This is a genomic window from Streptomyces sp. NPDC057438 (assembly GCF_042802995.1).
Lineage (GTDB): Bacteria > Actinomycetota > Actinomycetes > Streptomycetales > Streptomycetaceae > Streptomyces.
On sequence record NZ_JBHVDD010000008.1, the window covers coordinates 14,903 to 27,912 of the forward strand.

Here is a 13,010-nt window from a genome sequence, read left to right on the forward strand (position 1 = left end):
GAGGCCGTGGCCGCCCGCAATCGAACGATCACGGTTGACCGGCAATACCGGCCCGGATTCGCTCTTTCGTGGCACCTACCGGCCGCCCTCGCCCCCGCCCGCTCCCCGGCGGCCATGATGATCCGGTGGCCGACCTCAACCAGTCCCTGTGGAACTCGGACGCGGAGCCCGGCAGTTACACGGTTCCCGCCGGGTACTCGCCTGCCAACGCCCCGTATCTGAGCATGCTCTTCGAGCAGTACAAGCTCTGCGTCGAGACGGCCGACCGGGTCAGCGCGCGGCGGGGCGCCGCCAACACCTTCTTCCTCTCCCTCAACAGCGCGATCGCCACGGCCATGGTCGCGGGCCTCGGTCCGCGTCCGGGCCGGGTGTCCGCGTGGCTGCTCCTCGCCGGTCTGCTGATCCTCGTCGGGCAGTGCGCGGCGTGGTACCTGATGGTCCGCTCCTACCGCCAGCTGAACGCGGCGAAGTGGGCGGTGATCGGCGCCTTCGAGAGCCGGCTGCCCGCGTACGCCTACTCCCGCGCCGAGTGGGCGGAGCTGGGGGAGGGCGAGGACTGGCGCAGATACATGCCCCTGACCCGCCTCGAACAGGGGGTGCCGCCCCTGTTCGTGGCCGCCTACGGGGTCGGGTTCCTCGCGCTGGTGCTGTAGGGCCCCGACCCGCTGTCCGCTACGCGTTCGGGTCGAACGTGATCCCCGACGGCTTCGCCTTGCTGAGGTTGGAGGCGAAACTGCCGTCCTTGAGGCCGAAGTTGGCGCTGCCGAAGTCGTACGCGACCAGGGTGTCGCGGACGCCGGACGGGTAGCCGTTCCAGCCGACGAGCGGGGGGTACTGCCAGGTGCCCTTGTGGTTCTCCGGCGGCTCGTCGTTCGATCCGGCGAGGCGGAAGCAGTGCGTCCGGATGCCGTCCTTGTGGTAGACGATCTTCGCGTGCGTGCCGTCCCAGCGCACCGACGACGCGGCGTGCACCGTGAAGCCGCCGTGGTTGGAGGTCGAGACGTACTGGGCCGCGCCGTTCTGCACCCAGACGACGACATGCTCCCAGTCGTGCCGGTGACCGCCGATACCGCTGCCCGCGACCGCCTGGTCCTTCTCGAAGTAGAGGTCGTACATGATCGCGCACCAGCCGTTGTTGCACTTGTAGCGCGAGTAGCCGTTGGTGTTGTCCAGGTCGGACGCGTCCCGGCAGCTCCCGCTGAGCGAACCGGACGGCTTGAGGCCTCCGTTGACCGTGCCCGTGGGGCCGATCGCGGGGGTCGAGTAGCAGCCGTCCGTGTCGTAGTCGTACGCGGGCTGCCACGTCTTCTCCAGCGCCTCGGCGTTGGCGGGCAGCGCGCCGGGCGGCGCCGCGTGCGCGCTGCCCGCCACACCGACGACCAGCGCGACGGTGGCGCCGAGGGTGACGGCGGATCTGCGGAATCGACGTGCGGCACGCGTGCGTGAACCTGTCTTCACTGCGACCTCCTGATGGACCGCGGCGCGGGGGTGAACGGCCGGGAGCCGGGGTGGGGACATGCCGACGTGCGACGAAGTGGCATGCGCAGGTCAGATTCGCCGTACTCGCGGGTAGTGCGCAAGAGGCAGGCGGTGTCGGAGTGATGAAAACTCAATCAGTGTGCGGATCCTGTGCGTTACCCGTGCGTCGCGATCCGCGCGCCGGAAGCCGCCGCGTGGTGGTACATCACGGACAGATATCCGCCTCGTAGTTGTTGTGTGCGAAGTCGCCCTGCGGACGGGCTCGGAGATCGTTCCGGCACCGTCCGCGGGCATAGTGGTCTCCGCCCTGCCTAAGCCAGGGCATGACAAGTTTCATCACACGGGGACGGGCTTCCATGCCATTCATACGCCGCCGCGGTCTCACGGCCGCGGCCGCCGTGATCGCCGCGATCATGGTCACCACCACCGCCTGCAGCACGACCGACGAGGGCGGGGCCAAGGACTCCGGCCCGACGACCGCGCAGGCGGACGCGGGCGACGGCATCGACACCGGCGAGAACGAGAGCGGCGGCGACACGACCGTCGGCGGCTTCAAGCTGCCCGAGGGCGTGCCCACCGACCTCACCGGTGACGCGCTGCGGAAGTGGAAGGACGGTGGCTGGCAGGACTTCGGGGACGACTGGGCCTCCAGGGCCGAGGACTTCGCCAACCCGTACATCGAGGACTTCTGGACGCCCGAGCGCATCGCCGAGGCCGAGGAGAACCTCCCCGACCTCCCGGCGATCGCCGAGGCGGGCAACACCGCCACCGGTTCGAACAAGACCACCCAGGTCTGGCTGCCCGACGGCAAGGTCAAGAGGCAGCAGGCCGCCAAGGTCAAGGCGACCTACCACAAGAACGCCGCCCCGGTCGGCAAGCTGTTCTTCACCACGCCCCAGGGGTCGAGCGTCTGCTCCGCCGCGGTCGTGAAGGACCCCGCCCACCCCGGCAAGTCCAACCTCGTGTGGACCGCCGGGCACTGCGTGCACGCGGGCAAGGGCGGCGGCTGGTACCGCAACATCGCCTTCGTCCCCTCCTTCAACGACACCGGCCGGCTGGACATCAACCAGGCGTCCCGGGACTACCGGGCCACCAACGTCTCCCCGTACGGCCTCGCCTGGGCCGACTGGGCCACCACCTCCGGCACCTGGATCAAGGGCGGCGCCGCCAGCCAGGGCACCGTGGCCGCCGCGTACGACTACGCCGTGCTGCACATGAAGCCGGAGAAGGGCGCCAAGTCCCTGGAGGAGCGCGTGGGTTCGGCCCTGCCGGTGTGGTTCAACGCCCCCGCCGCCAACAAGGTCAAGAACATGAAGGTCCGCGGCTACCCGGCCGAGGCCCCGTACGACGGCGCGAAGATGTACCACTGCCAGGGCGCCACCAAGCGCTTCGTCCTCGGCTACAGCTACCCGAGCGACTACCCGGCCCAGTACATGGTCGGCTGCACCATGAACGGCGGTGCCTCCGGCGGCCCCTGGTTCATGACCCACAAGGGCCGCACCTACCTGGTCTCCAACAACTCTCTGAGCGACCGCTCCTCGTTCATCACCGGCCCACGCCTGGGGAAGAACGCCAAGCAGGTCTACCTGGCGACCAGCAACAAGTTCAAGTAGGCCGCACGCACACCACGGCCGCCCCCTGACCACGGCCCCCGCTGACCTCGGTCACCGGGGGCCGCCGCGCGCGTACCCGCACCCAGCACCCCGCGCCCACGTACATTCGACGGCATGAACACGTCCGAGTGGTGGGAACGGCTCCCCGCCGGCATCCGCGCACAGGTCGACGGATACGTCCTCCAGGACGCCGGCTTCCAGGCGATCCGCGTCGTCCACGCCGCGGGCCGGGCCCAGGGCCTCGGCCTCACCGAGGCCCAGCGCGTCGTCCACGACCGCTACGGCCACCACGGCGACCGCGTCGCCCGCACCCCGGACAGCCCCCTCGATCCGGACTCCCTGGCCGCCCTCGCCGCCGGCTGTCCCGGCCGCGTCACCGCGATCGAGGCGGTCTGGGACGGCGACACGGTCCACGACTGGTTCGTGGACCTGCTCGCCCTCACCACCGATCCGCGGGGCGAGCACCGGTTGGCCACCCTCTACCGGAGCACGGCCGAGCGGTACCTCAGGAAGCGAGGGGAGCGAGGGGAGCGAGGGGAGCGAGGGAAGAGCGGTGAGGGTGACGGCCGGGTCACCGGCCACCCGTCGGCCGTCGCCGCCGACCGCTGCGGCCGGGACCTGGCCGACCGCCTCTCGATCCCCTTCCGCTTCGCCTCCCCGCACAGCCCGGACGACCGGGCCCGATGGGACGCCGGGGACGGACGGGATCAACGGGACGGGCGGGACGCCGGCTAGCCGAGCTGCTCCGGCAGCGGGGCCGCGTGCGTCACGATCAGGCCCGACACCGCTCGCGTGAGCGCCACGTACAGGCGGCGCAGGCCCGTGCGCTCGTCCGGTTCGCCGTCCACGACCGCCCGGGGTTCGTCCAGGACGACGTAGTCGTACTCAAGACCCTTGGCGAGCGAGGCAGGGACCAGGGTGAGCCGGGTCTCGTACGTCGTCTCCTCGCCCGGCGCCAGATAGCCGATCCCGGCGGCCGTGAGCGCCTCGGCGAGCGCGGGGACCCGGGCGTCGGCGGCGATCAGCCCGGTCGAGCCCTCGTTGCGGAGCAACTCCTCGCAGGCGGCGACGACCTGGGAGTCGTCCGCACTCGGCCGGACGTCGAAGAAGCCCGGGTTCTCACGGACCGACGCCACCGGCGTCAGCCCGGGCGCGATGTGCGGGAGGAGCCGGGAGGCGTACGTGATCACGTCGGTCGGCACCCGGAAACCGGCCGTCAGCTCCTCCACATGCGCTTCCGCCTTGCCCAGGTGCGTCAGGGCCTCCTCCCAACTGCGCGTCGCCCAAGGGGTCGTGCCCTGCGCGAGGTCGCCGAGGACGGTCGCGGACCCGGTGGTGCAGCGGCGCCCCACCGCCCGGTACTGCATGGGGGAGAGGTCCTGCGCCTCGTCGAGGACGACATGCCCGAGGGAGTGCGTGCGCTGCACCAGGTCGGTGGCCTCGTCGACGAGCACGGCGTCGGCGGCGGACCACCGGGCCGCCTTCACGCTCCGCGCCGGCTTCGCCCACAGGATCGTCTTCTGCTCGTCGTCCGTGAGGATCCCGTCCGCGTGCGTGGCGAGGAAGTCCGCGTCGGAGAGCAGCCGCAGGACGAGCCTGGCGGGCTCGACGGGCGGCCACACCGCCTTGACCGCCGCCTTCACGGCGGTGTTACGGGCCACCGCGTCCTGCACCCGGTCGTCGGGCGCCTCCCCGGCCCGCTCCATCTGCACCAGCACGGCGTGCGCGATCCGCTGCGGCAGGGCCTCGCGGGCGGCCCCGTAGCGGATGTCCCGCTCCAGCAACTCCCGCACGATGTCCTCCAGTTCGTACGCCGGTACGCGCCAGCGACGCGAACCCCGGACGACCATCACGGGCTCGGTGGGCAGGGTGACGTGCGAGCGGACGGCCCGCCGGAGCACCTCGGCCATGCGGGCGTCGCCCTTGACGACGGCGGCCGCTGCCTCGTCGGTGCCCCGCACCTCGACGTGGGAGACGAGGTCGTCGACGGTGGCCTGCTTGACCTCCAGCTCGCCCAGCGCGGGGAGGACCTGCTCGATGTAGTGGAGGAAGGAGCGGTTCGGCCCGATGACGAGGGTGCCGGTGCGGGCGAGGCGCTCGCGGTGGGCGTAGAGGAGGTAGGCGACACGGTGCAGGCCGACGGCGGTCTTTCCGGTGCCGGGGCCGCCCTGGACGCAGAGGGAACCGGCGAGGTCGGACCGGACGATCTCGTCCTGCTCCGGCTGGATCGTCGCCACGATGTCCCGCATCGGGCCGACGCGCGGCCGCTCGATCTCCTGCTGCAGCAGCTTGCTGGTGGTGGCCGCCTCGGCGGGGTCGGAGAGGTGCTCGTCCTCGTAGGCGGTGAGGTCTCCGCCGGTGTAACCGAAGCGGCGCCGCAGTGCGACGTCCAGCGGATCGGTCCTGGAGGCCCGGTAGAACGGCTGTGAGACGGGGGCGCGCCAGTCGATCACCATCGGGTCGCCGTCCGCGTCGTGCACATGCCGGCGCCCGATGTAGAACCGCTCCCCGTCCGCTCCCTCGGCGCGGTCGGCGCCGGGGGCGTGGAGGTAGTCGAGGCGGCCGAAGAAGAGCGGGGTGTGGCTCAGGTCGGCCAGCGACTTGATCCGCTCCTCGATCTGGCGGGCCAGCACCTCCGCGTTCACCCAGTTCGCGGTGACGTCCTTGATGTCCAGCGCCTCCACGTCCTCCCGCATGGCGCGCAGAGCGGATCGGGAGGCGGCAAGGTGCGAGCGCTCTCGGGAGAGGGGGTCGGCCGGGTGGGTGGGGTCGGCGGTGGGGTGCGCGGACAAGGGGATGCCTCCGGGGGCCTACGGGACCTGGGGGTGCCGCTGTCACGGTGGTGCGTCCGAGGGCGAGGCCTGAGGGCGATGCCTGACGCGGTGCCTGACGGCGGTCTTCTGCCTGGGGTGGTGGCCGACCGGTTTCCGTCCGGGCGACGGCGCTCCACGGAAGGGAGGCGGGCAAGAGCGGAGAGTGTAGGTGAGGGGCGGGGGTCAGGGCCAACGGGTTTCCTCGCCGTACCCCTAGGGGGTGCGTACGTCGCGGGTACGAGGGGTGGCCCAGACCTGAGAGTGAGCCGGGGACTCAGCGGGTTCACTCCGCAGACCGACGCGATCCACAGGCGGACGTTCCACCATGGAGACATGAGTGCAGCGACGTTCATCCCCGCCTCGGCCTCCGGCCGACCCGGTCCGCCGTCCGGCGCGACCGGCCTCGACGACCACCACAACCGTCACCGCCTCGCCGACGCCCTGCGCGCCGTCAAGGTCTTCGCGAGCGCCGCCTTCGGCGTGATCGTGCTCGGTGAGTACGCGGAGGAGGCGGGCATACGCCGTCGGTGAGGCCCCGCCTCACCCCGCGTACCCCGCCCATTCCGCCGAGCCCCGCGCCAGGCACGGGGCGGTCACCTCTGCGCACGCCGTCCGACGACCCGGCCCCCCGCTGCCCGCACTCAAGGCGGCCCCGGTCCTCGGCGGTCCGGCGGTACCGGCCGCCCCGCTCTCAGCCGCCGCGCCTTCTGCCGTCCCGCCGTCAGCCGTCCGTCAGCAGCTCGTCCGCGTCCATGATCCGGTAGGCGTACCCCTGTTCGGCGAGGAAGCGCTGCCGGTGGGCGGCGAAGTCCTGGTCGATGGTGTCCCGGGCGACCACCGAGTAGAAGTGCGCCTGGTGACCGTCCGCCTTGGGGCGCAGGACGCGGCCGAGACGCTGGGCCTCCTCCTGCCGGGAGCCGAAGGTGCCGGAGACCTGGATGGCCACCGTGGCCTCCGGGAGGTCGATGGAGAAGTTCGCGACCTTCGACACCACGAGCACGTTGATCTCGCCCTGCCGGAACGCGTCGAACAGCTTCTCGCGCTGGGCGTTGCTGGTCTCGCCCTTGATCACCGGCGCGTCCAGATGGGCGCCCAGCTCGTCGAGCTGGTCGATGTACTGGCCGATGACGAGGATCTGCTGCCCCGCGAAGCGGCGGACGATCGCCTCGGCCACCTTCCGCTTGGTCGCGGTGGTGGAGCAGAAGCGGTACTTCTCCTCCTGCTCGGCGGTGGCGTAGGCCAGCCGCTCGGAATCGGTCAGGTTCACCCGGACCTCGACGCAGTCGGCGGGCGCGATGTAGCCCTGCGCCTCGATCTCCTTCCAGGGAGCGTCGAACCGCTTGGGCCCGATGAGGGAGAACACGTCCGACTCCCGCCCGTCCTCCCGGACGAGGGTCGCCGTCAGCCCCAGCCGCCGGCGTGCCTGCAGATCGGCGGTGAACTTGAAGACCGGAGCGGGAAGGAGATGCACCTCGTCGTAGACGATGAGCCCCCAGTCACGGGAGTCGAACAGCTCCAGGTGCGGGTAGACGCCCTTCCTGCGGGTCGTCAGCACCTGGTAGGTGGCGATGGTGACCGGCCGGATCTCCTTGCGCGTCCCGCTGTACTCGCCGATCTCCTCCTCGGTCAGCGACGTCCGCTTGATCAGCTCGTGCTTCCACTGGCGGGCGGAGACGGTGTTCGTGACGAGGATGAGGGTGGTCGACTTGGCCTGGGCCATGGACCCGGCACCGACCAGCGTCTTCCCGGCGCCGCAGGGCAGGACGACGACCCCGCTGCCGCCGTGCCAGAAGTTCTCCACGGCCTGCTTCTGGTAGGGGCGCAGCGCCCAGCCGTCCTCGGCCAGCTCGATCGGGTGGGCCTCGCCGTCCACGTATCCGGCGAGGTCCTCGGCGGGCCAGCCCAGCTTCAGCAGCGTCTGCTTGATCTGCCCGCGCTCGGAGGGGTGCACGGCGACGGTGTCCGGGTCGATCCGGGCGCCGACGAGCGGAGTGATCCGCCTGGACCGCAGGATCTCCTCCAGCACCGGGCGGTCCGTGGTGGTGAGGACGAGGCCGTGCACCGGGTGCTTGGAGAGGGTGAGGCGGCCGTAGCGGTCCATCGTCTCGGCGACGTCCACGAGGAGCGCGTGCGGCACCGGGTAGCGGCTGTACTGCACCAGCGCGTCGACGACCTGCTCGGCGTCGTGCCCGGCGGCCCGCGCGTTCCACAGGCCGAGCGGGGTCACCCGGTAGGTGTGGATGTGCTCGGGCGCCCGCTCCAGCTCGGCGAACGGCGCGATGGCCCGACGGCACTCGTCCGCCTGCTCGTGGTCGACCTCCAGGAGCAGCGTCTTGTCGGACTGGACGATGAGGGGACCATTCACACGCGGCACCTTTCGATTCGGCCAAACGTCCAGTGTGCCTGATCAACAAGGATTTTCGCGGCGCCCGCCCCTCCAGGCCCCGGTCTTATTACATGTCTATTCATTCCGATGAGTGGCAGGAATTCAGATTTGCGGCATTGATTCCGAAGAATGCGAACCGTGCAGCCAACTACCCCCGCAGACCCGGTCACCCCGTCCGTCTCTCCGCAGGGCACCACGCTCGGCTACGCCCTGTTCGCCACCCGCTGGCTCCAGGCACCCCTGTACTTCGGTCTGGTCGCGGCGCAGGGGGTGTACGTCTACAAGTTCTTCAACGAGCTGTGGACGTTAATCGTCAGGTGCGTGGGCGGCAGCGCCACCGAGACCTATGTGATGCTCGCGGTGCTCAAGCTGGTCGACGTCGTCATGATCGCCAACCTGCTGATCATGACGATCGTCGGCGGCTACGAGACCTTCGTCTCCCGCATCGGCCTCCAGGGCCACCGTGACCAGCCGGAATGGCTCTCGCACGTCAACTCCAACGTGCTGAAGGTCAAGCTCGCCACCGCCATCGTGGGCATCTCCTCCGTCCATCTGCTCCAGATGTTCGTGGACGTCCACCACACCTCGCACCACGCGCTGCTGTGGGGCACGGTGATCCACATGGCCTTCATCGCCTCGGCGGTGCTCCTGGCGTACATGTCGGGGCCGATGCTGCGCGAGGACAAGGGCCACGGCTGCTCCCACCCCGGCCCGTCCGACACCACGAAGCCGTTCGTCCCGGGCCCGCGCGTGCCGGCGGAGCCCATGGAGGTCCGGGACCCGGGGGAGCCCCCGGGTTCGGCGGGACCGGAGCTGCCGAAGGGCCCGGCCGCCTCCGCCCCCCGGCGGGCGACGCTGCCGATCCCGGCCCAGGCCACCTCGTACGAGAACCACCTGACCCACGACGGCCGGGTCTCCGCCCAGGGGACCCGGTTCACCCGGGGCGGGGCCCGCATCGCGCCGTACGAGACCCGGCGCACCTCACCCCTGGCCGACGCCGACGCCGGCGTCGAGGGGCGGGTGCGGGCGGCCGGCTTCCCGGCGCGCAAGCTGCTGGAGGACTTCGACACGAGCCACCCGTCCTCCTTCGACCGGCGGGTGCTGACCCGGCTCGGGACGCTGGACTTCATGGCCGCAGGACGGAACGTGGTGTTCGTCGGCGCCCCCGGCACCGGTAAGACGCACCTGGCGATCGGGCTCGGCGTGCGGGCCTGCCAGGCCGGGCACCGGGTGCTGTTCGCGACCGCCACCGAATGGGCCGCGCGGCTGGCCGGGGCACGGGCCGAGGGCAGGCTCGCGGAGGAACTGTCCGGACTCGACGCCTGCCCCCTGCTGATCGTCGACGAGGTCGGCTACCTGCCCTTCGACACGGACACCGCCCGGCTGGTCTTCCAGCTGATCGCGCACCGCTACGAGCGCGCCTCGCTCGTCGTGACCAGCGACCGGCCCCTCGGCCGCTGGGAGGAGATCCTCGGTGGCGCAGCCCCCGCGACGGTCGACCGCCTCGCGCACCACGCCGAGATCGTCCGCCTCGAAGGGGACAGCTACCGGGTCGGCCGCACTACCTCAGCAGGCTGACGTTCTGGATCAAAGGCCCCTCCACGCCGATGCCCTCACCCACCAGCGTGCCGAGTTCGGGGAGGGGCAGGGGCGGGTTGGCCGCGGCCGGGGAGGCGAGCACACCCACCAGGGCGACGGCGGCCAGGGCGGAGACGAGCGTGACAAGGGGGCGCATGCGTACGGGTGGGCCTTTCGAGCGCAGGGAGTCGATCTCGATCGGACCCAGGGTGGCTGCCCCGCCGCCCGCCCCCCGATGCGCCCGCCCCCGCGCGACCACCCGCCAGGGGGAAATCACCCGGTGGCCTGCATGAACTCCCGCGTACGCCCGTACGGGTGAGGGGCGGGAAGCGGCTTGATCAACACGGCCGGACCGGAGGGCTGCCTCGGCTCCCTCAGGTCGCCTCGTCCGCCAGCTCCGCGACGCCCGTGATCCGGTGCAGCGGGAACGTCCGTACCTCGTCCGCCGTGTGGTCGTACGCCGTCACGAAGCCGCCCTCCACGCGGACCGGGGCGATCACACGCTGGCTGGCGGAACCCTCGGCGTTGACGTAGCCGATCCACAGCGCCTCGCCGGTGAGGACGGCCGCCTGCATCGTCGCGAGGGTCTCGGCGGGACCCGTGCGGGGCAGAGAGCCGGACGGGGCCGGCTCCCCCGTCGTCCGGCGGGGCGCGGTGGAGGCCAGGTCGCCGGCGCGGATCGCACGGATCGCAGCGCCCAGCAGCGTGCCGTCCGGAACCGGGGGACCGTCCGGGACCGGCTCGGGAGCCGTGCGGGGCGGGGTGCGACGGGCATGCGCCCGGGTGATCAGGACATCGCCCTCCGCCGACTCGGCGGCCGGCGCGTACCCCATCGCCCGCAGCCCGTCGAGCAGCGTCGCCGGGTCCGCCTGGGCGGCGAGCACGGTCGGCGCCAGCCGCCGCAGCCCGAGCCCCTGCGACCGCTTGTCGGCGAGGATCTCGCTGAGCGTCGCGTCGTCGTCGCAGCGCACGTACGCCGACGCCGCGCCGATCCGCAGCTGCCCGTGGCGCCGGGCCACGTCGTCGATCAGGTACGCCAGGGGCTGCGGGACCGGTGTACGGGAGTGCGCGGTCAGGAATTCGTGCAGGTCGGACGCGCTCTGGCCCGCGTCCAGCGCCCGGCGCACCGAACCCGGCGTGAACCTGTACACCGTCGCGCCACCCTTCGACTCCACGTCCGCCAACACGCCCAGCGCGTCGGCCAGCGGCCGCTTCAGCGGGCCCGGAGCCACCGCCGTCAAATCCGCCTGCAGCAGCACGTGGTCCAGCGGCTCGGGCAGCAGCGGCGCGAGCAGCCGTGCGGCCCGGGAGGCGGCCGCGGCCCGCTCGGCGACGGGGTCGGAGGAAGACACCGGAGGGTGCGGCAGCGGGACGTGGTGGGCGGGGAGCCGGTCGCCGGGGGTCTCCGGCAGGTCGGTGGGGGCCGCCGCCTCCGGGGGAAGACCGAGGAGCGCGCGGCCGTGCGAGGACAGCGCGCCCCGCCCGGTGACCCCCAGCGACTCGGCCTCCGACAGGGTCCACCGCGCGATCCGGGCCCGCAGATCGTCCCCCTGCCGGGCCTGCGACGCCGACGATGGGAGCTGCGACGACGGGAGCTGCGGCGACGGGGACTGCTGGCCGCCACGGGTCGGGCGCTCCCAGTGCAGCCGGGCCAGTACGGAGTCGGGCGTGGCCGACGTGCCCTCCGGGAGCCCGGCCAGCAGCGCGAGGACCCGGTGCCGCACCTCGGGCGCGGCCGAACGGTCCAGCCCCGGGCCCAGCGCCGACAACGTACGGTCCTTGGCGTCCCGTTCGCCGATCACCCCGGACGTACGGGTCGCCGACAGCCACGCCGTGGCGAGCCGCGCCCAGCGCTCGGCGGTGGGCAGCTCCAGCCACTCGTCGTACGCGGGGGTCGCGGCGTACCGTTCGTCGGCCTCGCCGTCCGACGCCAGCAGCCCGGCGGCATAGGCCAGTTCGACCCAGAACGCGGTGGTCTGCTCCGACAGGTCCAGGGCCGCGGCGGTGCGTTTCAGGTCCCGCACACTGAGCCCACCCGCGCGCAGGACGCCCGGCCCGCCCTCGTCCCAGTCCTTCAGCAGCTCCTCCACGGTCGCCAGCGCGGTGTACGCCTGACCGGCCGCCGTCGCGTCCACCACCTGCGGGCGGTGCGCGCCCGACGCCTCCACCGGCGGCGGCACCGGTCGCACCTCCCGGTGAGCCCGGCCCGCCCGCAGATGCAGGGCGACCTCGCGCGGCAGGACGACGGTGCCGGGCGCGGTGGGCAGGAGCAGACCCCGGTCCAGCAGCCAGCGCAGATGGGCCGCCGGGCTGGCCGTGACCTGCCCGTACGGCGGCCCCCACACCAGACGGGCCAGCACGTCGAGCGACTCCGAGGGCGCGGCGGCGAGGAGCGCGGCCATGCGGCGGCGGTCGCGGAACAGCCCGCTGAGTGCGGTGACGGCCGACACCGAGTCATGGGTGCTGGCCAGCCCCGCCTCCGCGACGATCTCCTGCACCCGCCCCGGCGACATGCCCGCCGTGGCCTCCGCGACGGTCGGGCCGAGACCGGTGGGGGAGGGGTGCTGAGGGGACGGAGCGAGCAGCTCCCGGGCCGTGCGCACGAGACGCAGACGGTCCTCGGGCCCCCAGACGAGGGCCTGGTCGCGCAGGGCGCCGAGCGCGTGGGGCAGCGCGGCGGTGACGGCGGGGTCGGCCTCGTCACCGGCCAGCAGTCCCGCGAGTTCGCCGTACGACGCCGGGTCCGACGCCACGGCCAGGGCCTGCGCGGTCTGCAGGGCGAACCGGTCCAGGCGCTCCAGCGCCCGCACCACCGAGGCGCGGGTCCCCGCCCGGGTCGCCAGCTGGGTCAGGTCGGTCGGCACGGGCGTGATGAGATCCGGCCGCGCCCGGAGCAGCACGGCGAGCGAACGGTCGTCCCGCCCGCGCAGCGCCTCCGCCAGCGAACGGGGGGCCCCACCGGCAGGCGCCGCCTCCGTGGGGGTGTGCTCCTCGGTGCTCATCCGGCCAACGTTAGCGCCTGGGCTCCGCCGGGCTGGGGCGCCTCAGGGGGGTGGGGGCGTTCGGTTCGTCGGCGGGTGCGGGTCCGGGCATGTCGCGCAGTTCCCCACGCCCCTGAAAGGCGGGGGCTTCGCCCCGTGC

10 protein-coding genes are annotated in these 13,010 nt (G+C 72.5%); 5 read left to right on the forward strand and 5 right to left on the reverse strand.

What is annotated here, in order from left to right:
- Window positions 1–125: 125 nt before the first annotated feature.
- Window positions 126–653 carry a hypothetical protein gene (locus tag ACFU5F_RS07245; RefSeq protein ID WP_383883182.1) on the forward strand — a complete coding sequence of 176 codons (528 nt, stop codon included), beginning with the start codon at window positions 126–128 and terminating at the stop codon, window positions 651–653.
- A gap of 19 nt (window positions 654–672) precedes the next feature.
- On the opposite strand, the gene ACFU5F_RS07250 is transcribed toward ACFU5F_RS07245, so the two are convergent.
- A complete protein-coding gene (locus tag ACFU5F_RS07250; RefSeq protein WP_383883185.1) occupies window positions 673–1,458 on the reverse strand; it encodes an NPP1 family protein in 786 nt (261 codons plus the stop codon).
- 377 nt (window positions 1,459–1,835) lie between these two features.
- Here ACFU5F_RS07250 and ACFU5F_RS07255 point away from each other — a divergent pair, with 377 nt between their 5' ends.
- Both ACFU5F_RS07255 and ACFU5F_RS07260 read left to right on the forward strand, forming a co-directional pair.
- Complete coding sequence (locus ACFU5F_RS07255) at window positions 1,836–3,092, forward strand: trypsin-like serine peptidase (RefSeq protein ID WP_383883187.1); 1,257 nt, start codon at window positions 1,836–1,838, stop codon at window positions 3,090–3,092.
- Window positions 3,093–3,206: 114 nt separating this feature from the next.
- Window positions 3,207–3,827 (forward strand): hypothetical protein, encoded by a 621-nt coding sequence (locus tag ACFU5F_RS07260; RefSeq protein ID WP_383883190.1) that lies wholly within the window; start codon window positions 3,207–3,209, stop codon window positions 3,825–3,827.
- Here the strand turns inward: ACFU5F_RS07260 and ACFU5F_RS07265 are convergent.
- On the reverse strand, window positions 3,824–5,884 hold the full coding sequence (locus tag ACFU5F_RS07265) for a HelD family protein (protein WP_383883193.1): 2,061 nt from the start codon (window positions 5,882–5,884) through the stop codon (window positions 3,824–3,826). The genes ACFU5F_RS07260 and ACFU5F_RS07265 overlap by 4 nt on opposite strands.
- 354 nt (window positions 5,885–6,238) lie before the next feature.
- Here ACFU5F_RS07265 and ACFU5F_RS07270 point away from each other — a divergent pair, with 354 nt between their 5' ends.
- The gene (locus tag ACFU5F_RS07270) at window positions 6,239–6,436 is read left to right on the forward strand and encodes a hypothetical protein (RefSeq protein WP_037722794.1); all 198 of its coding nucleotides are present in this window, start codon (window positions 6,239–6,241) and stop codon (window positions 6,434–6,436) included.
- A gap of 190 nt (window positions 6,437–6,626) precedes the next feature.
- Here ACFU5F_RS07270 and ACFU5F_RS07275 read toward each other — a convergent pair whose 3' ends face one another.
- Window positions 6,627–8,270, reverse strand: coding sequence for a DNA repair helicase XPB (locus ACFU5F_RS07275; protein ID WP_383883197.1), 1,644 nt, complete (start codon window positions 8,268–8,270; stop codon window positions 6,627–6,629).
- A gap of 150 nt (window positions 8,271–8,420) precedes the next feature.
- Between ACFU5F_RS07275 and istB the strand changes: the two genes are divergently transcribed.
- On the forward strand, window positions 8,421–9,869 hold the full coding sequence (gene istB, locus ACFU5F_RS07280) for an IS21-like element helper ATPase IstB (RefSeq protein WP_383883199.1): 1,449 nt from the start codon (window positions 8,421–8,423) through the stop codon (window positions 9,867–9,869).
- Here the strand turns inward: istB and ACFU5F_RS07285 are convergent.
- Window positions 9,853–10,026, reverse strand: a complete 174-nt coding sequence (locus ACFU5F_RS07285; RefSeq protein WP_383883202.1) for a hypothetical protein — start codon at window positions 10,024–10,026, stop codon at window positions 9,853–9,855. The two genes, istB and ACFU5F_RS07285, sit on opposite strands and share 17 nt — an antisense overlap.
- Window positions 10,027–10,243: 217 nt before the next feature.
- Window positions 10,244–12,871, reverse strand: coding sequence for a helicase C-terminal domain-containing protein (locus ACFU5F_RS07290; RefSeq protein ID WP_383883205.1), 2,628 nt, complete (start codon window positions 12,869–12,871; stop codon window positions 10,244–10,246).
- Between the last annotated feature and the right edge of the window lie 139 nt (window positions 12,872–13,010).

Excerpts from the sequence above, each read along its gene's own strand:
- ACFU5F_RS07285 (WP_383883202.1), bottom strand. The coding sequence starts at position 10,026 with ATGCGCCCCCTTGTCACGCTCGTCTCCGCCCTGGCCGCCGTCGCCCTG.
- ACFU5F_RS07260 (WP_383883190.1), top strand. The coding sequence starts at position 3,207 with ATGAACACGTCCGAGTGGTGGGAACGGCTCCCCGCCGGCATCCGCGCA.
- ACFU5F_RS07290 (WP_383883205.1), bottom strand. The coding sequence starts at position 12,871 with ATGAGCACCGAGGAGCACACCCCCACGGAGGCGGCGCCTGCCGGTGGG.
- ACFU5F_RS07270 (WP_037722794.1), top strand. The coding sequence starts at position 6,239 with ATGAGTGCAGCGACGTTCATCCCCGCCTCGGCCTCCGGCCGACCCGGT.
- ACFU5F_RS07255 (WP_383883187.1), top strand. The coding sequence starts at position 1,836 with ATGCCATTCATACGCCGCCGCGGTCTCACGGCCGCGGCCGCCGTGATC.
- istB (WP_383883199.1), top strand. The coding sequence starts at position 8,421 with ATGCGAACCGTGCAGCCAACTACCCCCGCAGACCCGGTCACCCCGTCC.